The 17,558-nt window shown below is 64.7% G+C and carries 17 protein-coding genes and 2 tRNA genes; 10 read left to right on the top strand and 9 right to left on the bottom strand.

Going from position 1 to position 17,558, the window contains the following annotated elements; genetic code table 11:
• Positions 1-78 precede the first annotated feature (78 nt).
• The 4 genes from IAQ70_RS17050 to IAQ70_RS17040 all read left to right on the top strand — a co-directional run bounded on the left by IAQ70_RS17050 (position 79) and on the right by IAQ70_RS17040 (position 1,510).
• Positions 79-152: transfer RNA gene (locus IAQ70_RS17050), tRNA-Ile, on the top strand.
• Between the two features lie 63 nt (positions 153-215).
• Positions 216-338, top strand: a complete 123-nt coding sequence (locus IAQ70_RS22825) for a DLW-39 family protein (RefSeq protein ID WP_407682600.1) — start codon at positions 216-218, stop codon at positions 336-338.
• A gap of 72 nt (positions 339-410) precedes the next feature.
• Positions 411-486, top strand: a tRNA-Ala gene (locus tag IAQ70_RS17045).
• A 70-nt stretch (positions 487-556) separates the two neighbouring features.
• Positions 557-1,510 carry a DMT family transporter gene (locus tag IAQ70_RS17040; RefSeq protein WP_190990514.1) on the top strand — a complete coding sequence of 318 codons (954 nt, stop codon included), beginning with the start codon at positions 557-559 and terminating at the stop codon, positions 1,508-1,510.
• Between the two features lie 30 nt (positions 1,511-1,540).
• Here the strand turns inward: IAQ70_RS17040 and IAQ70_RS17035 are convergent, their stop codons facing one another.
• A complete protein-coding gene (locus tag IAQ70_RS17035; protein WP_190990513.1) occupies positions 1,541-2,416 on the bottom strand; it encodes a glycosyltransferase in 876 nt (291 codons plus the stop codon).
• A 134-nt stretch (positions 2,417-2,550) separates the two neighbouring features.
• Positions 2,551-3,534 (bottom strand): hypothetical protein, encoded by a 984-nt coding sequence (locus IAQ70_RS17030; RefSeq protein ID WP_190990512.1) that lies wholly within the window; start codon positions 3,532-3,534, stop codon positions 2,551-2,553.
• Positions 3,535-3,689: 155 nt separating this feature from the next.
• Here IAQ70_RS17030 and IAQ70_RS17025 point away from each other — a divergent pair, with 155 nt between their 5' ends.
• The 3 genes from IAQ70_RS17025 (at position 3,690) to IAQ70_RS17015 (ending at position 6,382) form a co-directional block, all read left to right on the top strand.
• On the top strand, positions 3,690-4,235 hold the full coding sequence (locus IAQ70_RS17025; RefSeq protein ID WP_190990511.1) for a peptidylprolyl isomerase: 546 nt from the start codon (positions 3,690-3,692) through the stop codon (positions 4,233-4,235).
• 8 nt (positions 4,236-4,243) lie between these two features.
• Complete coding sequence (locus IAQ70_RS17020; RefSeq protein WP_190990510.1) at positions 4,244-5,125, top strand: rhomboid family intramembrane serine protease; 882 nt, start codon at positions 4,244-4,246, stop codon at positions 5,123-5,125.
• 786 nt (positions 5,126-5,911) lie between these two features.
• A complete protein-coding gene (locus IAQ70_RS17015) occupies positions 5,912-6,382 on the top strand; it encodes a carboxymuconolactone decarboxylase family protein (protein ID WP_190990509.1) in 471 nt (156 codons plus the stop codon).
• 204 nt (positions 6,383-6,586) lie between these two features.
• On the opposite strand, the gene IAQ70_RS17010 is transcribed toward IAQ70_RS17015, so the two are convergent.
• Both IAQ70_RS17010 and IAQ70_RS17005 read right to left on the bottom strand, forming a co-directional pair.
• Positions 6,587-7,210, bottom strand: coding sequence for a DNA-3-methyladenine glycosylase I (locus tag IAQ70_RS17010; protein WP_190990508.1), 624 nt, complete (start codon positions 7,208-7,210; stop codon positions 6,587-6,589).
• A 19-nt stretch (positions 7,211-7,229) separates the two neighbouring features.
• Positions 7,230-7,484 carry a cell division protein CrgA gene (locus IAQ70_RS17005; RefSeq protein ID WP_190990507.1) on the bottom strand — a complete coding sequence of 85 codons (255 nt, stop codon included), beginning with the start codon at positions 7,482-7,484 and terminating at the stop codon, positions 7,230-7,232.
• A gap of 175 nt (positions 7,485-7,659) precedes the next feature.
• Between IAQ70_RS17005 and IAQ70_RS17000 the strand changes: the two genes are divergently transcribed.
• The 3 genes from IAQ70_RS17000 to IAQ70_RS16990 are packed head-to-tail and all read left to right on the top strand — an operon-like array spanning position 7,660 to position 9,274.
• Positions 7,660-8,463: a class E sortase gene (locus tag IAQ70_RS17000; RefSeq protein ID WP_190990506.1), complete on the top strand. Its 804-nt coding sequence runs from the start codon at positions 7,660-7,662 to the stop codon at positions 8,461-8,463.
• Positions 8,464-8,465: 2 nt separating this feature from the next.
• Positions 8,466-8,636: a hypothetical protein gene (locus tag IAQ70_RS16995; RefSeq protein WP_190990505.1), complete on the top strand. Its 171-nt coding sequence runs from the start codon at positions 8,466-8,468 to the stop codon at positions 8,634-8,636.
• On the top strand, positions 8,633-9,274 hold the full coding sequence (locus tag IAQ70_RS16990; RefSeq protein ID WP_190990504.1) for an aminodeoxychorismate/anthranilate synthase component II: 642 nt from the start codon (positions 8,633-8,635) through the stop codon (positions 9,272-9,274). Before IAQ70_RS16995 ends, IAQ70_RS16990 begins: the two co-directional genes overlap by 4 nt.
• Positions 9,275-9,379: 105 nt before the next feature.
• On the opposite strand, the gene pknB is transcribed toward IAQ70_RS16990, so the two are convergent.
• The 5 genes from pknB to IAQ70_RS16965 are packed head-to-tail and all read right to left on the bottom strand — an operon-like array spanning position 9,380 to position 17,558.
• A complete protein-coding gene (pknB, locus tag IAQ70_RS16985) occupies positions 9,380-11,329 on the bottom strand; it encodes a Stk1 family PASTA domain-containing Ser/Thr kinase (RefSeq protein WP_190990503.1) in 1,950 nt (649 codons plus the stop codon).
• Between the two features lie 16 nt (positions 11,330-11,345).
• Positions 11,346-13,079 (bottom strand): serine/threonine-protein kinase, encoded by a 1,734-nt coding sequence (locus IAQ70_RS16980; RefSeq protein WP_190990502.1) that lies wholly within the window; start codon positions 13,077-13,079, stop codon positions 11,346-11,348.
• A complete protein-coding gene (locus IAQ70_RS16975) occupies positions 13,076-14,533 on the bottom strand; it encodes a peptidoglycan D,D-transpeptidase FtsI family protein (RefSeq protein ID WP_190990501.1) in 1,458 nt (485 codons plus the stop codon). Before IAQ70_RS16975 ends, IAQ70_RS16980 begins: the two co-directional genes overlap by 4 nt.
• Positions 14,530-15,927 carry an FtsW/RodA/SpoVE family cell cycle protein gene (locus IAQ70_RS16970; RefSeq protein WP_190990500.1) on the bottom strand — a complete coding sequence of 466 codons (1,398 nt, stop codon included), beginning with the start codon at positions 15,925-15,927 and terminating at the stop codon, positions 14,530-14,532. Before IAQ70_RS16970 ends, IAQ70_RS16975 begins: the two co-directional genes overlap by 4 nt.
• Positions 15,924-17,558: a PP2C family protein-serine/threonine phosphatase gene (locus IAQ70_RS16965; RefSeq protein WP_223860228.1), complete on the bottom strand. Its 1,635-nt coding sequence runs from the start codon at positions 17,556-17,558 to the stop codon at positions 15,924-15,926. The genes IAQ70_RS16970 and IAQ70_RS16965 overlap by 4 nt, the downstream gene beginning before the upstream one ends.

The following is a 17,558-nucleotide window of genomic DNA, read 5'->3' as shown; positions in this document are numbered from 1 at the left end:
ATTCGCCGGCGAAATGCCTCGATTTGAGATCGGGCCGGGATGTGCTGTAAAGTCATGTCTCGGCCCGATGAGGCATCGGGGCGTATAGCTCAGGCGGTTAGAGCGCTTCGCTGATAACGAAGAGGTCCCAGGTTCAAGTCCTGGTACGCCCACGGAACCTGTGCAGGTTTCATGGAAGGTTCGGTTTGCTTAGCGGCAGGCAGAGCCGGAACGGGGTGCATGTGAAGAAGTTGCTGGTACTCGCAGCTGCGATTGCAGGCGTCCTGCTCTACAGGAAAGCACAGGAATCCGAAGCCCGGAAAGCAGTCTGGAACCAGTCGACCGATCAGGTCGAATAGGCCGGATCCCCGGAACGGAAGCTGGCCAAAGGCTTCACCGTTCTAGGGTATGATTGACGGGTTGCTTCTTATGGGGGCATGGCGCAATTGGTAGCGCACCTGCTTTGCAAGCAGGGGGTTCGGGGTTCGAGTCCCCGTGCCTCCACCATAAGAGAGTCCCGGACAGCGGAAACGCTGTCCGGGACTTTTTCGTTGAAGCCGACCAGTAGGGTGAAACAGTGAACCTCCTTCTAGCAGCCCTTGGCGTGCTGGGCGTGGCCTCATCCGGGCCGCTGATCGCCGCCACCCTCGGCGCAACCACTGTCAGTGCCCTCGCCATCGCCTTCTGGCGCAACGCCATCGGGGCCGCCGTGATGGCCACACCCACTTTGGTCCGCGAACCCCGGCAGTTTGGCCGGATCACCGGTCCCGAATTCCGCTGGTCCCTGCTGGCCGCCGTCGCGCTTGCGCTTCACTTTGCCTGCTTCATCACTTCCCTGCAGCTCACCTCCGTCGCGGCCGCCACTGCCCTGGTCTGCCTGCAGTCGGCGTGGATCGCCGTCTTCCAGCTCTTCCGCGGAACCAGGCACCGCTGGCAGGTGCTGGCCGGGCTGGGCATTGCCCTGGGCGGGGTTGTCACCATCACCGGGTTCGATATGGGTTCCTCGCCGGACGCGTTCCTGGGCGACGTCCTGGCCGTGGCCGGCGGGGCTCTGGCCGGGCTCTACACCCTTGCCGGCGGCAGGGCCCGGCAGACCATGACCACGGGCACCTACACCACGCTCTGCTACGGCATGTGCGCAGTTGTGGTCGCGCTGCTGGCTTTGGTCAGTGGCCAGCCTTTGGCAGGGTTCGACGCCGTTGGCTGGCTCGGGATCCTCGCCATCACCGTCTGTGCCCAACTGGTGGGCCACACGGCCTTCAACCACCTGCTGGCCACCATGAGTCCACTGCTGGTGTCCATGATCATCCTGCTGGAAATCCCCGGCGCGGCGCTGCTCGCTGCGGTTTTCCTGCACGAAACACTTCCGGCAGGCACTTATGCCGGCCTGGCCCTCATCCTCGCCGGCCTCGCCGTCGTGGTGATGGGACAGCGGTCAGGCCTCAGCCGCCGTCGGGGTGCCGACTCAGCGGACGGCACCCGGGCTGGCGAACCGCCGTCGGACCGGCTCGCCGAACTCGGCACGGACTGAACTCCCCAAGCCGCCGGGGGAACAGCGGTGCTACTGTCCGCCGCGGCGGACAGGTTGGGCCGTGTTGACCGTGTGAATCGCCCGCAGGAGCTTGGCCGGGAAGTACACCGAGAAGAACACCACCATGGGCGCCTTAAGGGCCATCTTCTTGACGTTGTGCGCCTTGTAGGTCCGGTCGAAGCGGGTCACGTAGTACCGGTAGTCGCGAGGTGAGTCCTCGAGCCGGCGTGCGGACATGCCGGATACCATCTGGGGCCAGTACTGGACCTTGAGGTCGTGGTCGGCGAGGTGCAGGGAGAGGTCGATGTCCTCGTGCATCTCGTCCTTCTCATCACGGCACGTCTCGTCCCGGATAGTTTCCCAGGCGGTGGCACGCAGGGCCATGTTGGAACCGAACAGGAAGTGGTACTGGTGCTTGGCCAGCTTCAGCATCATCTGGCGCATTTTGTCGTCAGCCTTGAGTCCGAAGCGCCGCATCGGCATGTCGTAATAGACCACCGGGCCGGTTGCTGCCTGCACTGACTGGTCCTGGAACGCTTTCCGGACCTGTTCCACCCAGTCGGGCTCCACCACGGAATCAGCGTCAATGCGCCCCAGGATCTCGCCGGTGGCGTGGTTCAGGCCAAAATTCCGGGTGGGAATCAAACCCTGGTCCTGATCCTGGCTGAGGAGAATGATGGGGCTTTCCGGATACTCCAGCTGCATTTGCGCCACAATCGCGGCGGTGCGGTCTGTGGAGAGGTTGTCCACCACGATGATTTCGTGGGCCGGCACCGACTGGTAGACGGCAGCGATGAGGCACTGCCGGATGACGCTTTCCTCGTTGTAGGCCGGGATGACAATGGACACGCGGGGCAGCTCTGCTGCGTCGTTCAAGGCATCCCCAGAGGATTGATCGGCTGACATCAGTCCAAATTTAGCACCGATCGGGGTCTGTCCCACCGGTTACCGGGCGGAGTCCGGACAAACTCCGGGAAAACATTGAAGGGGTCCCGCAAGGCGGAACCCCTTCAATGGACGGCGCTGCGGCGCCGGACTAATCAGATGGTGTTCTTGTCCGAGGAACCGTTCATGTTGGACGCGATGTTCTTCATTGCCGTCTTGGCGTCCGTGGAAGCGCCGGCCGCTGCGTCATCCGACTCGTCAGCGAGGTGCTTCGCCTTGTCGCCAGCCTCGTCAGTGCCAACCTGGGCGTCGCCGGCAACATCCTCCACCTTGTCGGCAGAAACATCGGCTGCTGAGGCCGTGGCGGCCGCAGCCTTGCTGGCGGCGTCCTCTGCCGTGTCCTTCGCCTCGTTCACCGTGGTGGCCGGGACCGGAGCCGGGGTGGGCGTGACCGGTGACGGCGTCTTCCACGGATCTTCCACCGGCTTCGATGCCTTCCAGGCCGCAACACCGGCTGCCACTGCAGCGGCGATGACGCCGAACACCAGCCAGCCGCGCTTCTTCGGCTTCTGGGGCTCGGCGATCTGCACACCTACTGCCTTGCCGGCCTGCTGCGCGGCGGCCCGGAACTGGGTGCCGGCCGTCTGTGCCTGCTCCTGGAGGGCGTGCACCACTCCGGAGTCGGTGAGCCGCTTGGCTACGGCGTCCACGTGGGTGGGAGCACTTTCCAGCGTGCGGTGTACAGCCTCCGAGGCGTGGCCGATCTGGTCCGAGAGACGCGGCAGGTACTCCACCACTACCCGGTCCCGGGCATTGAGGATGACGGGGGTGGCCCTGTCCACGGCCTCGTGCAGGCGGGGGGTGGTGCCCTCCACGGCATCGTGGATTTTGGGGGCGAGGTGTGCAAGCCCGTCCTGGATGCGCGGTGTCACCGTGGCAACGCCGTCCGCAAGGTTATGGGCCGCGGTCTTGAGACCTTCCTGAATCTTGGGAGAAGCGGTATCCAGGCTGTGCTGCAGGCGCGGAACTGCCCAATCCACTGCTGCTTCCACGCGGGGAGATGCCCACTCCTTCGCATACTCAACTGCGTTGTTGACTGACTGCTCAAGGTCACGGGCAATACGATCCGATTTCTTCACAACTACCTCCCGATTAATGTGACGTTTCTGGTGTTAGCCTACGTGGATTGACCTGCACGGGCTATTCTTCCCGCCGATTTACAGCCGATTTCACCCAGCGCGGAACTGCCGGTCCAGCCGCTTTCCGCGTTGACCCGCCGTGAAAGAATGGCGCTATGACTGCCATCGCAACTGCAAAAGCAACCATCCACACCAGCCTCGGCGACATCGTCGTCAACCTCTTCGGGAACCACGCCCCGAAGACGGTCAAGAACTTCGTCGGCCTGGCCACTGGCGAGCAGGCCTGGACCCACCCCGAGACGGGCGAGGACAAGACCGGCACGCCCCTGTATGACGGCACCATCTTCCACCGCATCATCAAGGACTTCATGATCCAGGCCGGCGATCCCCTTGGCCGCGGCGTGGGCGGACCCGGCTACCAGTTCGACGACGAAATCCACCCCGAACTCAGCTTCAACCAGCCCTACAAGCTGGCCATGGCCAACGCCGGCATCCGCATGGGCAAGGGCACCAACGGTTCACAGTTCTTCATCACCACCATCCCCACCGACTGGCTGCAGGGCAAGCACAGCATCTTCGGTGAAGTTGCCGACGACGCATCCAAGAAGGTCGTCGACGCCATCGAAGGCGTCCGGACCGGAACCGGCGACCGTCCGGTCGAGGATGTCACCATCAACAGCATCGATATCGAGCAGCTCTAACCCATCACATGAGTTACGGAATTCCGGCGGCTGAGCCGTCCGCGCAGGTTCCGGTGTGCCCCCGGCACCCGGACAGGCCTTCCTATGTGCGCTGCCAGCGCTGCGGGCGCCCGGCGTGCCCGGACTGCCAGCGGGCGGCCGCCGTCGGATTCCAGTGCGTTGACTGCGTCAACGAAGCAGCCCGGTCGACGCCGGCCGTCAAGACGGTATACGGCGGCGCCGTCGCTGCCGGCAAGCCACTCGTAACGTTCGGCATCATCGCGCTGTGCGCGGTGATGTACGTGCTGCAATTGTTGTTGCCGAATGACGAAGTTTTTCGACGCCTGGCTTATGCCAACGTTTTCGCCGAGCCACGCTGGGGGCAATTTGAGCCCTGGCGGATGCTGACTGCCGCTTTCCTGCACTCGCAGGGTTCCTTCCTCCACATTCTCCTTAACATGTACACATTGTGGATTTTTGGTCAGGCCCTTGAACCGCTCCTCGGCCGAGCACGGTTCCTGGCGCTTTACCTGATCTCAGCGCTGGGTGGCTCTGTTGGCTACCTCCTGCTTACGCCCCTCTATGTGCCGGGCCAGGAACCAGCTGGGGTCGTCGGTGCCTCCGGTGCCATCTTCGGTCTTTTCGGAGCGATGCTCCTGGTGCAGCGGCACCGGGGCGGCGATACCCGGCAGCTGTGGATTCTCATAGCCATCAACGGCGTGATTGGTTTCGTGGTCCCCCAGATCGCCTGGCAGGCCCACCTCGGCGGCCTGATCACCGGCGGCCTGTGCGCTGCCGTGATCGCCTACACGCCCCGCGGTCCCCGCCAGGGCCTGATCCAGGCGGCGGGTCTAGCCGCCGTGCTGATCTTCCTCATCGCCGTGAGCTGGTTCAAGGTCACCACGGGCTAAGCCCGTCCTGCCGCGGTATCCCTTAGACCATAACGCGGCAAACTTCACTTAGACCCCGGCGTCCCCAGTGGACGCCGGGGTCTTCTGCGTGGCGTCCCAGCAGCGGATCGTCCAGCTCCAGTTCTCCCAGCACGGTCAGTGCAGCAGCACGCCGCTCACAGGGGGCTTTGTCGACTCCGAGAGGGCCTGGCTCACGCTCATGCTGCCCGTACGCCCTCCACCCGTGCACTGCTGCGCTGCCTTCGCCCGGGAAGGTGCTGCGCGGGGCGCTTCGCGACGGTCGGCCCCGAATCGTCCGTCAGCAGCGCGCGTAGTTATCCACAGGGGTTATCCACACTGTTGGTAACTTACACACGTGTAGTTCAATCTCCGCCCTGCGCTCAGCTCCCGGAAGCCAGCTACTTTTCGAAATTTCGAGTTTCGACTGTCCACATTTGTGGATAACCTCTGGGGATGAGCCTGTGGTTAAGTGGAAAAAGCGGCCACTTTTGCTGAAATTGTGGATAACTTACCCATTCCGGCCTTTGTAGGCCTAAGTGGCTCAGCCGGGCAGCGGTGTATCAACAGGTTATTCACAGTGTTAATAACTTACAGACGGATAGTTACGTGTCCCGATTTTCCGGACTGTGGCCCATGGAGGGCCTGCTCCGATCGGCCCTGTGGATTGTTGTCCACAACTGTGGATAAGTTGTGGTTAGTCGAATGTTAGTAAGTGGAAAACTCCGGGCTATGGGAAGGTGTTTGTGTACCTTGACCCGCAGATGCTCCCCAGCCAGGAGGACCGCCATGAGCGCCACCACCACCCAGCACATCTTCCTCGACAAGCAGCATCCAGTGGTCTGGCGGGCCCTGAACGGTCTGGGGCTGAAAGTGCGGGAGGCTGCCGAAGCGGCGGGAATCGACCGAAGGACCATCGAGCTGCTCTACGTACGCACGTCCCAAATCAACGGCTGCGCCTACTGCCTGGACATGCACGTGGGGGATGCGGTGAAGGCCGGAGAAACCCAGCAGCGGCTTGCTGTCCTGCCGGCATGGCGCGATACGGCGTTGTTTACGGCCAAAGAGCGGGCGGCGCTTGCCCTGACTGAATCCATCACCGAACTTCCGGACCACCGAACCAGCGAGCATGCGGAAGCCTACGCGCGGGAGCACCTCAGCGCCGACGAGTTTTCGGCCGTGAGCTGGCTGGCGATCACCATCAACGCCTTCAACCGGGTGTCCATCATTAGCCACCATCCCGTGCGTCAGGAACGCTGAGTAGGATCATGAGCCGCAACCTGGGCGTCGGAGTTATCCACAGCTAATCCACACTGTTAATAACCGTGTGCAGGAACACTTCTGCCACGCTTCCGCGCGTCAGGGCCTGCTCCCGAAGGCGAGATTTTGGGTGCGGCAAACGTTATGCACATTGTGGATAACTTTCCCAACAGTTGGGGACAACTTCTGTGGCGCGGGGCCGGATCAGGCGGGCCAGACGCCCGAGGACCCGCGCCGGTGGCTGGCGGTCAGATGGGTATCCACCATGCCGATCGCCTCCATGAGCGCAAACATTGTGGTGGGGCCAACGAAGGAGAACCCCTGCTTGCGCAGGGCCTTGGATAACGCCACCGACTCCGGCGACTGTGTGGGGATCTCCGTGTGGCTGGCCGGCCGGGGTGTCGTTGCAGGCTGGAACTGCCAAACGAAATCAACCAGGCCTCCCCGCTCCCTGAGCGAGACAGTGGCCCGGGCATTGGTGATGGCAGCCCTGATCTTGAGCCGGTTGCGGACAATGCCGGCATCCTGCAGCAGACGCTCGACGTCCGCGTCGGTGAAGGCGGCAACCGTGTCCGGTTGAAAACCATGGAAGGCGCTCCGGAAGGCCGGACGCTTGCGGAGGATGGTGGCCCACGACAGGCCGGCCTGGAAGCCCTCCAGGCTGATGCGCTCGTACAGTCCTTGCTCGTCCCGGACGGGAAGGCCCCACTCGGTGTCGTAGTACTCACGCAAGAGTGGATCTACGGAAGCCCACGGCGGACGGGCAAGTCCGTCGTCGCCGATTACGGTGCCGTCCCCATCGACGGCAGCGGCGGCAGCGGGGATCATGCTCTGACTTCGGGCGGGGTCAGGAGCGCCAGCGCGTGGTCATCAGGAAGCCGATGATGGCGATGCCGAAACCGGCCACGATGTTCCATGACGCCCAGGCCTGCACGGGGAAGCGGCCTTCACTGATGTAGAAGGTGATGATCCACAGCAGTCCGATGATCATCAGGCCGAACATGACGGGCTTGAACCAGACTGCATTGGGCTTGTACGCCTGCGTCGCGGATGCGGGCTGGGCTCCGCTGGAAGTCTTCCGGCGTGGCTTTGACTCGGGCACGTGCTCTCCTTGGCGGACTGGAGCAAGCTCGGCGCCGCGGGCTTGATATCCTGCAAGAAGGAAGTTGCCAGCGGTCTGCGCGATCTTGGTCAAATCTGGATTCTTACTAGCAGTCAATTCTAGCCGCAGTTCAGGGCGCACTAATGCCCGGCGCGGCCGCCCCGGAGGAGAACGCGTGGTAGTGCAGGAGAGGGCGAGGCGCGCCGCCGTGCGGCCCGCCCGTGAGCGGCCCGGCCGCGGCATCCTGCGCGGGACCGTGCAGGTAGTCGGCGAGCTGCTCATCACCGCAGGGATTGTGCTGTTGCTCTTTGTGGGCTGGCAACTGTGGTGGACCAACGTGGAGTCCGACGCCAGGCAGAGTGCCGTCATCAAGGAATTCGCCCAGGAACTGGGCAATGCGGCACCGGAGCCGTCCGCCGCGGAACCGGCAGCGCCGGCGGAGCCGGTGGACTACGGCGACCCCGTGGTCGGTACGGCACCCGGCCAAGCCGGCACCATCGGCATCATGTATATTCCCCGGTTCAGCAACAACTACACGCGCCCCATTGTGCAGGGAACTACGGGCGATGTCCTGGACACTCTCGGTCTGGGCCACTACGCCAATACGGCCATGCCCGGCGCGGTGGGTAACTTCGCGGTAGCCGGGCACCGCCAGACCCACGGCGCCGTCCTGGACAACATCCACACCCTGGTACCCGGCGACAAGATCTATGTCCAGACCAAGGACGGCTATTACATCTACGTGTTCCGAAACAACCAGATCGTGATGCCGTCCCGCACCGACGTCCTGGAACCCGTGCCTACGCGCCCGGGCGTCACTCCGACCGAAAGCTACCTCACCATGACCAGCTGCAATCCGCGCTTCGGTGCCGAGGAACGCATCATCGCCTACGCCCTGCTCGACAGCTGGCGCCCTGCCTCGGCGGGTCCACCGGCCGAAATCGCGGCCCAGGTGGCGGCGGCAGTGGGAGGAGGCTGAGCATGTACGGCTGGATTTTCCGCCATTTGCCGGGACCCCTGTGGCTGCGTATCTTCACATCGCTGGTGCTCATCGCCGGCGCCCTGGTCCTGATGGTCCAGTTCTTGTTTCCCTGGATGTCCGATCTCACCCAATTCACCGACTCAACGATTGGTGCAGCAAGCCAGCCATGACCACAACTAAAATCCTGGTCGTAGATAACTACGACAGCTTCGTTTACACCCTGGTGGGCTACCTCCAGGAGCTTGGCGCCCAGACCACGGTTGTCCGCAACGACGACGTGACCCTCGCCGAGGCGATCGAGATGGCAGAAACCCGCGACGGCGTCCTCATCTCGCCGGGCCCCGGCAACCCCGCCGAGGCAGGCGTGTGCGTCGAACTGATCAAGTGGTGCGGCGCGAACAGCAAGCCAATGTTCGGCGTTTGCCTCGGCCATCAGGCGCTGGCAGAGGCCTACGGCGGCACAGTGACCCACGCGCCCGAACTCATGCACGGCAAGACGTCCCTCGTGGAGCACAACGGCACCAGTGTTTTCGCGGGGCTCCCCTCCCCCGTGACGGCAACGCGTTACCACTCGCTCGCGGCAGTGCGTGACACCATCCCCGACGTCCTGGAGATCACCGCCGAAACGGCCTCCGGCGTCATCATGGGTCTGCAGCACCGCACTGCCCCGCTGTGCGGGGTGCAGTTCCACCCGGAGTCCGTCCTGACCGAAGGCGGCTACCGGATGCTGGGCAACTGGCTTGAGTCCCTCGGCATGACCGGCGCGGCCGCCCGTGCTGCCACCCTGAGCCCGCTCATCCAGCACTGACAGGAAAACGCGTCAACAACGCGGGGTCACTCCACGCCCAATATCCCCTGGCAAAGTCAAGCAGTCGGAGCAACGCGGGGGTTTATGCCGCGGTTAGCAGCTGGTTCAGCCGCGACCGGTACGGGTCGGGCTGGGGGTGGGCGTCGGCGTGGGTGACGGCGTGGGCGGCGGTGCAGGTGCCTTGGCCACCACCACATTGATGGTCTTCCCCTGATCAACGGTGGCGTTCGCGGTCTCGCTCTGGTCCGTCACCCGGCCCGGCTCCACCTGGGAGTTCTCCACTTCCTGAACGTTTGGCACCAAGCCAAGGTCCTTGAGTGCCGTTTCCGCCTCTGCCCGTGTGCTGCCACGAAGTTCCGGCACGGCCACCTTGCCGGTGGAAATGACAATCTCCACCGTGCTGCCCACTCCCACCATCTGGCCCGGCGCCGGGCTGGTGGTTATCACCCGGCCGCCCGGCACCGTGGAGCTGTTGGCCGTGGTGGTGGACGGGGCCCCTACCAGACCGGTCTGCCGCAGAATGTCCCGCGCCGCCGCCTCGGTCTGGCCCGGCAGGTTGTCCGGGACCTTCACAGCGGCCGGACCGTCCGAGATATTCAGAATCACTTCGGCGTTGGGATCCACCGACGTTCCGGCCGCCGGATCGGTGCCAATCGCCGTGCCGGCGGGGATGGTGTCGTGTTTGGTGCGTTGGCTCTTCGGGCGGAGCTTGGCGCCGAAGAGTTCCTGCAGTGCCGCCGACTCGGTCATTGAGGCGACGGCGGGTATTTCCACCTTCGGTGGCGGCGGAGGAGGCTGGTTCAGCAGTTGGAACAGCCACAGGCCGCCGCCAGCCAGGACCAGCAGGGTGAATATCACCAGGGTGGCGATCCACGTACGACGGCGGGACTTCTGCCGTGCGGTCCGCTCGCGTTCCGGCGGGAGGCCCAACGGCATTTCGTCCGCGTCCCGCTGCTCAGCCAATGCGGACGCCTCTACGGGAAAAGTCGTCCCGTCCACCATGTCCGCGAGTTCAAACCGCCCGGTGGGGGCGTCATCCAGGAAACTGGCGCCGGTGACGGCAAACGCCTCGGTGGCCGGTGCGCGCATGGGTGTGGGGACGTGGTCGTTGGGATCGGTGGGGGCCTCGGATGCCGGGAGTGCGGCAACAGCCACCCCTGCCCGGGCTGCGCGCAGTGCACGACGGAACGCCGCGGCATCCTGGAAGCGGTCATCACGGTTCTTCTGCAGGGCCTTGGCCAGGACGCTGTCCAGGGCCGGCGACACGTCCGGGTTCAGGCTGCTTGCCGGCTCGTGGATTTCACGGACGTGCTGGTAGGCCACCGATACCGGGCTGTCACCGATGAACGGGGGACGGCCGGTGAACATTTCGTACAGCAGGCAGGCCGCGGAGTAGAGGTCGCTGCGCGCGTCGACGGTTTCGCCGCGGGCCTGTTCAGGCGAGAGGTACTGGGCGGTGCCCACCACGGCCTGGGTCTGGGTCATGGTGGCGGCGGAATCAGCCATGGCCCGGGCAATCCCGAAGTCCATGACCTTGACGGAATTGGATCCTTCGCAGTACATCACGTTGGCTGGCTTGATATCGCGGTGGACGATGCCTGCTTTATGACTGTATTCGAGCGCCGCGAGCACACCGAGGCAGAATTCGATGGCCTGGTCGATGCTGACTTCCTTGGCCCGGATCAGGTCGCGGAGCGTCTTGCCCTCCACAAACTCCATCACGATGTAGGGCACCCGGACGCTGTCCTCGGAACCGTCTTCGACGGTGTGCTCGCCCGTGTCGTAGATGGCGACGATGGACGGATGGTTCAGGGCGGCCACGGACTGGGCCTCCCGCTTGAACCGGGCCCGGAACTGAGGATCCCGGGCCATGTCCGGCCGCAGCAGTTTCACGGCGACGGTGCGGCCAAGCCGGGTGTCCAGTCCACGGTGGACGTCCGCCATTCCCCCACGGCCGATGAGTCCGCTGAGTTCGTAGCGTCCACTGAGGACACGCTGATTATCCACCGGGAGGCTGTCCTCACGGTGTAGCGGGGTGCGGGGCGAATCGTTCACGTCTGGTTCCTGGCGGCTACGGTACGCAGGCAGGAGGAGTTCCCGGCTGCTGGCCAAGGTTGCAGGTGGGCAGGGTGGGGGCTGCTGCTGGGGTTGATTGGGCAACTGTCGGGCGAGGTGCTGCACTGGTCTGCGTCGGGGTGGGTGTCGGAGCCGGTGCGACGGCATAGGTGATGGTCACCGGGGACCCAACTTCCACCCTTCCGGTCCGCGACAGCGCGATGACCGAGTCCGGCGTGGAGTTCGGGTCCACCTGGGACTGAATGGTGACATCCAGGCCCATGGCGGAGAGCTCTGACTGTGCCTTTCGGTAATCCCCGCCCAAATATGCCTCAGGGATGATGTTCACTGTCTCCGTGGTGGGAGTAGGCGTGGCGCTGGGCTGGGTTGGCGTGGGCGACGCGGACTGCGAGGTCCTCGTGGGGCTCGCACTCGTCGACGGCGGGCTGCTGGACGCGGAGGTGGTGGTGGTGTCCTTGGCCGGGAAAAGAATCCCCTGCTGGGTGAGGAAGAACCCAACCAGCGCGAAAAGGACCAGCAGGATCAAGGCGATCAACGGCCACGTCCAGGGGCTGCGGCCGCGGCGGTCGGGCTCATCGGCGGGCTCGTCGTCGTACCTTTCTTCTTCCTGGACCCAGCTCCGCTCCGCAGCCAGGGCGTCTGCGCGCGCCAGCGTGCTCCCGGCTCCGGTCATGGCGCTGGTGGCAGGGCCGTCGGCAGCCGCGTCGGCCGCCCCCGCGCCGGCGGCACCGGCGGCGGCTCCCGCGGCGGCGGCGCCGAGCACCGGCAGGGCGGAAGTCGACGTCGTACTGCTGTCCTTCTGGCTGATGACACCCGTGGGTGCTGTGGCGATGTCCACCGGCGCCGTGATGGGGCCGGTGGCCGCTTCGAACAGCAGCATGCCGGGAACCGCGGCGTGTGCGGCGCTGATATCGCCGTTCCGGATGGCTTCGGCGGCTTCGGACAGCTTGATTGCGTTGGCCGGGCGGTTCTTGGGGTCCTTGGCCAGCATGGACATCAGGAGCGCCCGGACCGGCTTCGGCAGGCTTTCGGGCAGTGGCGGGGGTGCATCGTTCACCTGGGCCAGGGCAATGGCGATCTGGGACTCGCCCGAAAACGGCCGGTGTCCGGTGAGGCACTCGTAGCCGATCACGCCGAGGGCGTAGATGTCCGAGGCGCCGGTGGCGACCTGGCCGGTGGCCTGCTCCGGCGCGAGGTACTGGGCGGTGCCCATCACCTGGCCCGTCTGCGTCAGCGGAACCTGGTCAGCCAGGCGGGCGATGCCGAAGTCCGTGACTTTGACCCGGCCGTCCGGGGTAATCAGCAGGTTCCCCGGCTTGACGTCGCGGTGCACCAGGCCCTGCGCGTGGGCGACGGACAGGGCACGTGCGGTTTGGGCGATCATGGACAGCGTGCGGTCTGGAGACAGCACCTGCTCATGTTCGATGATGCTGCTCAGCGGCTGGCCGGGGACCAGCTCCATGACCAGGTAGGCCGAGCCCTCTTCTTCGCCGTAGTCAAAGACATTGGCGATGCCCACATGGTTCAGCAGCGCAGTGTGCCGTGCCTCGGCGCGGAAGCGCTGGAGGAAGCCGGGATCGCCCGTGTACTCCTCCTTCAGCACCTTGATGGCGACGATTCGGCCCAGGACGAGGTCTTTGGCCTTCCAGACCTCTCCCATCCCGCCGATCGCGATCCGCGTGGTCAGCTGGAATCTGCCGCCGAGGGTGATTCCTGTTGTTGGCCTCACTTATTCAACACCGCCTCAAAAATCTTCTTCGCATTCGGACTGGTTAGCTTTGCGCCGGTGGTGATGTCCACGCCTTCCATGGCGATGGTGACACTCACCTGCGGATTGTTCGCCGGGGCAAAACCGGTGAACCAGGAGTTGTTCAGGCCGTTGCCCAGTTCAGCGGTTCCGGTCTTGCCGGCAACCTGGACACCGGGGACCCCGGCGCCGCCGGCAATGCCCTGGCTCACCGCGCTGGCCATCCATTCGGTGATCTGCTTGGCGATTTCCGGGCTGGTGGACGTGCGGAGCGTTTCAGGCTTGGGCTCGTCAATGACCCTCAGATCCGGGGACCGCAACGTCTTGACCAGGCTGGGTTTCATCTGGACGCCGTTGTTGGCGATGGCCGCGGTCATCATGGCGATCTGCAGCGGTGTGACCCGGACGTCCTTCTGGCCAATCACCGATTGGGCCAGGCCGGGCGCGTCCAGGTCATCCGGGAAGCCGTTGCCCTTGGCATACGCGAGCTTGAGCTGATCGCCCACGTCCTGGCCGAAGCCGAACTTCGTCGCCTGTTCCGCGATGGCATCCCGGCCGAGATCCAGGGCAATGCTGGCAAACGGTGTATTGCAGGACTGCTGCAGGGCGAAGGCAAAGCTGGCAGTGTTCCGGGTATAGCAGTTGCCGCCGGCGTAGTTGGGCAGCGTGTAGGCAATTCCCGGGAAGGGCATCTGAGCAGGGTTGGGCAGCTCGCTGTCCTTGTTGTACTTTCCGGAGTTCAGGGCGGCGGCAGTGGTCACCAGCTTGAACACGGAGCCGGGGGCGAGCATCTCGCCTGTGGGACCACTGACGTTCTGGTTCAGGTTGATCCCGGGAACCTTGTTCAGCTCGGTGTAGTTTGCCGCCTCCGCAGTGGGGTCCTGCGTGGCGATGAGGTTGGGGTTGTAGGACGGCTTGGATGCCATGGCGAGGATGGCGCCCGTCTTGGGGTTGGTGACCACGATGGACCCGCGCTGGCCGTCCGGGATCAGGTCGTACGCGAGCTTCTGGATGGCCGGATCCACGGTGAGCTCAACCGAGGCACCCTTCGGCTGGCTGCCCAGGAAAAGCTGGCCGACCCGGTCCAGGAACTGCTGGTCCGAGCTTCCCGCAAGCTGGTCACGCATGGACTGCTCGAGGCCGGTGGCGCCGTAGTTCTGCGAGAAGTAGCCGGTGAGGCCGGCGTAGAGTTCCGGCTGCGGGTAGGTCCGCTGGAAACCGCACTGCTCGGTTCCCGGGACAGACTCGGCCACCGGGTTTCCGCCCACAATGATGGCACCGCGGTCGTTGCAGTAGTCCTGCAGGATGGCGCGGTTGTTCCAGGCGTTGGCTTTCAGATCATCCGCGCCCACTACCTGGACGTAGCTGATGGCGCCGAACAGCAGCGCGAACAAGGCGATGGCCGCGACCCATGAGTTCCTGATGGCCTGGTTCATAGGGGTTTCACCGCCTCGGTTGGTTTGTTGCTTGATTCGGCTGCCGGTTCGTTACCCGCCGGCAGGGGCGTCGTGTCGACCGGGCCGCGGGCAGCATGCGAAATCATCAGCAGCAGGCCCACGATGATCCAGTTGGCCAGGAGCGATGACCCGCCGGCCGCCAGGAACGGTGTGGTAAGTCCGGTCAGCGGAATCAGCCGCGTGACACCGCCGATGACCACGAAGCACTGCAGCGCCACCGCGAAGGACAGCCCGCAGGCCAGCAGTTTTCCGAAAGCATCCCGCGTGCCCAGGGCTGCCCGGAACCCGCGGGTGAACAGCAGCAGGTACATCATGACGACCGCGAAGAGCCCGATCAGGCCCAGTTCCTCACCGAGCGATGCAATGATCATGTCGCTGTTGGCGAAGGGGACCAGGTTCGGCCTGCCCTGGCCCAGTCCCGTTCCAACCAGGCCGCCGCTGGCCATCCCGAACAGGCCTTCCACGATCTGGTAGCTCCCGCCGAACTGGCGGCCATAGACCTCTTCGGTAAAGGCGTTCAGCCAGCCGTCGATCCTGAGGCCGACGTGCGAGAAGACCTTGGACGCGACGAAGCCGCCGCCGAGGATCAGCGCGACGCCGATCACCACCCAGCTGATCCGGCTGGTGGCCACGTAGATCATCACGATGAACAGGCCGAAGAACAGCACGGAGGAGCCGAGGTCCCGCTGGAAGATCAGCACGCCGATGCTCACCAGCCAGGCGGTAATCATGGGGCCCATGTCCTTGAACCGGGGGAACTGCAGGGGACCGATCTTGCGGCCGGCAAGCAGGATCAGGTCGCGGTTGGACGAAAGATACCCGGCAAAGAATATGGCCAGGGTGATCTTTGCAATCTCACCGGGCTGGAAGGTCATGGGGCCCAGCCGGATCCAGACGCGGGCGCCCAGAATTTCCCCGGCCGAGATACCGGGCACCAGGGGAAGGATCAGCAGGAGCGCACTGACGGCAAGGGAAATGTAGATAAAGCGGCGCAGCGTCCGGTGGTCCTTAAGGAACCAGATCACAGCGATGGCCACGGCCATGGCGATGAGAGTCCAGCGCAACTGGTTGTTACCGGTGTCATCTCCCGGGGCATCCAGCCGGTGAATCATGGCCAGGCCCAAGCCGTTCAGGCCTACCACCAGCGGAAGTATTACCGGGTCGGCATATTTTGCGCGGATGCGGAGTACCACGTGGAACGCCAGTGCGGCCACGGCCAGAAGGCTGGACTGGAACCAGAAATCCGAGTCGAACGCTTTTTCCTTGTCCACGCCCACCAGCATGTTGGCACCGATGCCGACGCTAAGGGCAAGTAGGAGGAGCAACAGCTCCACGTTGCGTCGTGGCTTGGGGATCGTGCTGAGCTGGGTCATTGACCCACCCCACAGACGGCCGTCGGGCTGGTGGATGCGGTCGGGGTGGGCGCAGCCGCTGGAGTGGAGGCATCCGGTGACGGGGCCGGCGCGGTGGGTGTGGCTCCGGCGGTCGGTGGGGTGGTGGCCGTCGACGACGCGTTCAGGCACTCGTCGGCGGGCGCGATGGTCCCGGTCCCCTCGAGATTCTTGACGATCCGCTGTGCGTCGTAGAGGTCACGCGCCGGAACCGTCTGGCGCACGCGCTGCTGGGAGAACTGGGGCAAGGAGTCCATCCGGATTTGTGTCACGGCCTCGAGGGTTGAAAGTTGGATGGGTCCGAGCCGTTGCGAGACCCCGTTGTAGATGGCCACGCGGGAATCGAATTCTCCGATGTAGTACCGGGTCTGGGTCCAGGCGTAGCCGAGCCAGAGCCCCACGGTCAGCACCAGCAGTACAGAGGCGGCAATGGACCAGGTGACCCAGCGCCGCAGTTTTGCCGGCTCCAGGATCTCGTCTTCTTCGCTCGCCGGGGCGTCGGCCTTGTGCGTGAGGACGGTGGCCGCGCGCCTGGCCACGGTGCGGCCCGCGATGGTGGGAATGGAGCCGGACTCCGCGGCGGTGGCTGCAGCGCCGACCAGTTCGTGGGGCCGCGAGGACAGCTCCTGGCGAAGCACTTCAGCTGACAGGTGCTCACCCAGGTGCGGATCGGTGGAAGTGGCCTGGTCACCGGCGTCCGGCTTCCCGGCTGCAGGCTCCGGGACCGGCGGGGCTTCGCCCTCGGAATCCGCCGCTGCGGCGGTTTCAACCTTGGTATCCGCGGTTTCGGTTTCGGTGACCGGTGCGGGCGGAACGACGTCGACGGCGGCGGTGCTGACGTCGTCGGGCGTTTCCTCCACGATTTCCACCATGACCACCGTGACGTTGTCCGGTGCGCCGGCTTCGAGCGTCAGGTCTACGAGCGTTTCAACGCACTCGCGGAGGTCTTTTGTCTCCCGGACCGTACGCTCCACGACATGTCCGGCCACGTAGTTGAGGCCGTCCGAGCAGAGAAGCCAGCGTTCGCCGGGCTTGACGTCCATGGTGTCCAGGTCCAGTTCGGGGCTGGCATCCACATCGCCCAGGACGCGCATGAGGACGTTCTTGTGGGGGTGGGTTTCGGCTTCATCGGGCCGCAGCCGTCCCTCGTCGATGAGGCGCTGGACGAACGTGTGGTCCACGCTGACCTGCTCGAACACGCCGTCGCGCAGGCGGTAGGCACGGGAATCGCCAATGTGGGCGATGTGGAGCTTCCCCTCGGCGAGCAGCAGCGAGGTGACGGTGGTGCCCATGCCGGCCAGTTTGGGGTTGATGTGCACGAGCTCGGACAGCAGCGAGTTGGCTGTCTGGATTTCGTCGGCGAGAACGGTGACAGCATCGCCGTCGTAATCCCCGTGGTCCAGGTGCAGCATGTCCAGGACCGTCGCGGCCGAGGCGACGTCGCCGCCCGCGTGGCCACCCATGCCATCCGCTACCACTGCCAGATGCCGGCCCACGTAGGCCGAGTCGTCATTCTTGGCACGGATGCGGCCCACATCCGAGCGCGCCGCATAGCGCATGATCAGGGGCCGCTGTACGGGCTTGGCCTCGTCTGCGGGGGTTTCATCGGCCAT

The sequence above is a fragment of the Pseudarthrobacter sulfonivorans genome, assembly GCF_014712225.1.
Taxonomy (GTDB): domain Bacteria; phylum Actinomycetota; class Actinomycetes; order Actinomycetales; family Micrococcaceae; genus Arthrobacter; species Arthrobacter sulfonivorans.
The sequence above is the reverse complement of the archived record's forward strand: the minus strand, read 5'-3'. Positions and strand labels throughout refer to the sequence as shown.

Bases quoted from the DNA above. Each gene is read 5' to 3' on its own strand.
- IAQ70_RS17035 (WP_190990513.1), bottom strand. From the start codon at position 2,416: ATGTCAGCCGATCAATCCTCTGGGGATGCCTTGAACGACGCAGCAGAG.
- IAQ70_RS17025 (WP_190990511.1), top strand. From the start codon at position 3,690: ATGACTGCCATCGCAACTGCAAAAGCAACCATCCACACCAGCCTCGGC.
- IAQ70_RS17020 (WP_190990510.1), top strand. From the start codon at position 4,244: ATGAGTTACGGAATTCCGGCGGCTGAGCCGTCCGCGCAGGTTCCGGTG.
- IAQ70_RS17015 (WP_190990509.1), top strand. From the start codon at position 5,912: ATGAGCGCCACCACCACCCAGCACATCTTCCTCGACAAGCAGCATCCA.
- IAQ70_RS17010 (WP_190990508.1), bottom strand. From the start codon at position 7,210: ATGATCCCCGCTGCCGCCGCTGCCGTCGATGGGGACGGCACCGTAATC.
- IAQ70_RS16995 (WP_190990505.1), top strand. From the start codon at position 8,466: ATGTACGGCTGGATTTTCCGCCATTTGCCGGGACCCCTGTGGCTGCGT.
- IAQ70_RS16990 (WP_190990504.1), top strand. From the start codon at position 8,633: ATGACCACAACTAAAATCCTGGTCGTAGATAACTACGACAGCTTCGTT.
- IAQ70_RS16975 (WP_190990501.1), bottom strand. From the start codon at position 14,533: ATGAACCAGGCCATCAGGAACTCATGGGTCGCGGCCATCGCCTTGTTC.
- IAQ70_RS16970 (WP_190990500.1), bottom strand. From the start codon at position 15,927: ATGACCCAGCTCAGCACGATCCCCAAGCCACGACGCAACGTGGAGCTG.
- IAQ70_RS16965 (WP_223860228.1), bottom strand. From the start codon at position 17,558: ATGGCCGATGAAACCCCCGCAGACGAGGCCAAGCCCGTACAGCGGCCC.